This window comes from Spirillospora sp. NPDC046719, assembly GCF_040645715.1.
Taxonomy (GTDB): domain Bacteria; phylum Actinomycetota; class Actinomycetes; order Streptosporangiales; family Streptosporangiaceae; genus Spirillospora.
In genome coordinates this window covers 1-2,294 of sequence record NZ_JBEYYT010000797.1, presented here as the reverse complement: position 1 = coordinate 2,294, position 2,294 = coordinate 1, and the positions used below count along the sequence as shown (strand labels likewise).

At 77.6% G+C, this 2,294-nt stretch carries 1 protein-coding gene and 1 pseudogene; both read right to left on the bottom strand.

The window, feature by feature from the left end:
- Positions 1 to 970, bottom strand: a pseudogene (locus tag ABZ914_RS50340) (hypothetical protein); the annotation flags it as partial.
- Positions 971 to 1,016: 46 nt separating this feature from the next.
- The coding region (locus ABZ914_RS50335) for a CDP-glycerol glycerophosphotransferase family protein (RefSeq protein ID WP_500201667.1) at positions 1,017 to 2,294 on the bottom strand (1,278 nt) is incomplete at its 5' end.

Sequence of the window (2,294 nt, the reverse complement as noted above, 5' to 3'; positions counted from 1 at the left end):
CCCGCACGCAGCCGGCCGCGGCGGGCACGGCCGCCAGCGCGCCCGCGGTGAGCAGGAAGCCCGCCGCCGTCCCCGGCCCGGCGAACGCCCCCGGCACCAGCATCCACGCCGCGACGGCCATCGGCAGCAGCGCGTTGCCGGGCCGCCGCCCGCCGGACGCGGCCACCAGCCCGCCGACGGCGAGGAACACCGCCACCGCCGCGACGCCCGACCAGCCGGGCCAGCCGTCCACCCATCCCGACCCGCGGGCCGCGGCGCGCTGGGCGCGCTGGACGGGTTCCGGCCCGGAACCGCCGTGCTCGTGCACGAGCCACGCCGTCATGTCCAGGACCAGCCCGGCCAGGACGCTGACGACCGCCTCGCGGTGCCGCCACGCGGGGACGACGGCCAGGGCGGCGCACAGCGGCAGGGCCAGCCACAACGCCTGCGACGGTCGCATCGCCGCGACGAGCGCGAGGCTCGCGGTGAGCCCGAGCATCGCGGGGTAGTCCTGCCGGTCGCGGGCGACCCGCAGGAAGCAGCCGGCCGCGGCGAGCGCCCCGAGCGCACACCACAGGTCGGGCATCGCCTGGGACCCGTAGAGCTGCGCCGCCCACAGCCCGCCGAACAGCACGCCCGCGCCCGCCAGCGTCTCGGGGCGGTGCAGGGGCCGCCACGCCCACAGCGCGGCGAACAGCCCCGCGCCGGAGGCGACCGCGAGGTAGATCCGCATCGCCGCGGTGGAGGAGGTCGCCTGGACGACCGGGGCGACCAGCGCGACGGTCGCGTGCCCGCGCGACACGTCGAGGAAGGCGCCCGGGTCGCCGCTGCGGGCCTGCCACACGTTGCCGACCTCGCCCGCGCCGAGCGTCATGCCGGCCGGGACGAAGCGCAGCTGCGCGGCGGTGAACGCCAGCGCGACCACCGTCACCCAGGGGACGGCGCCGTCGGCGCTCCCCGTCCGGGGCGGTGCGTTCACTGCGGTCGGCATGGTCTCTTTCTACTACAAACCCGGTAGTACACCCGCGGGTCGCCGGTCACCGTCCCTCGCCGACGAAGAACCGCTCGACGATCGCCTTGGCGGCGGTGCCCGTGTCGTACTCGCCGTGGAGCTCGGTGAACCGGCGGCGAGCGGCGGCGTGCCCGGTCCGCACGCCGTCCAGGTCACCGAGGGCGGCCAGGAGCCCGTCCTCGTCCTCGGCGACCGGTCCGGGCACCGGGGCGGGGAGGCCCCGGCCGCCGGTCCGGAGACGCGTACGGTCCGGAGTGTAGAAGACCATCGGCCGGTCCAGCAGCGCGTAGTCGAACATGATCGGGGCCTCGTCGGTGACCAGCGCGTCGGACAGCAGCATCAGGAGCGTCGCGTCGTGGACGGCCGCCGTGTCGATGACGGTGCCGTCCATGCCGGGCGGGATGACCGCGCTCCCGCCGCCGGGCGGGCGGACGAGCAGGACGTGCGTCCCGCCGAGTTCCCGGACGAACCGTTCCAGCGGGAACGCGAGTTCCGGGGGCGGCGCGGGCCGGTCGCCGTCGCCGGTCCGGAGCGCCGGGGCGTACAGCACCGCGTAGCGCCGGTCCCCGCTCAGCCCGAGCCGCCGCCGCAGCGCCGCCAGTTCGTGCGGGTCGCCGCCGGTGATCAGCGGGTCGTTGCGGGGGCAGCCCGACCGGAGCGGTTCGGCGCCCGCGCCGGTGCGCGGCGGGTGGACGTCGTGCTCGGACCGCAGGTCGAGGTGATCGGGGCGGTCGCGGGCGAGGAGCGCGCCCTGCCCGTCCGACGGCCCGTCCGGCGGCTGCGGGGCCGGGCCGCGCGGGATCTGGACGTAGGTGGTCTGCGGGCGCTTCACCAGTCCGGCGGGCAGGCTCTGGTCGTCGACCCAGAACTCGGCGCGGGCCAGCGCCCGGTAGTACGCCCACGAACCGCGCTTGACCAGCAGCGCCTCGTCGGGGAAGCCGCGCCGGTCGTCGCGGTAGGACCAGATCGCCCGGTACGGGGCGGCGCTGTCGCGCAGCGCCCGGAAGACGTACTTGGGATCGCCGCAGCACCGGGCGCCGTGCCGGCTCTCGAACACGACGGTGCCCTTGCCGACCGGGAGCCGCACCAGCACCCGGTTGAACACCGCGATCTTCGTCCGGCGGGCCGCGAACCGCTCGCGCAGCCCGCGCTCGGCCCGGACGAACCGGCGCCACCAGCGCCGCCCGGCGCCCGTGCGGGCGACCCGGCGCAGCGCGGGCAGGGTGACGCGGGCGGGCCAGCGCCCGGCCGCCATCCGCAGCGCGAGCTCGCCGGTCGCGGCGACGTAGGCCTCCAGCCGGTC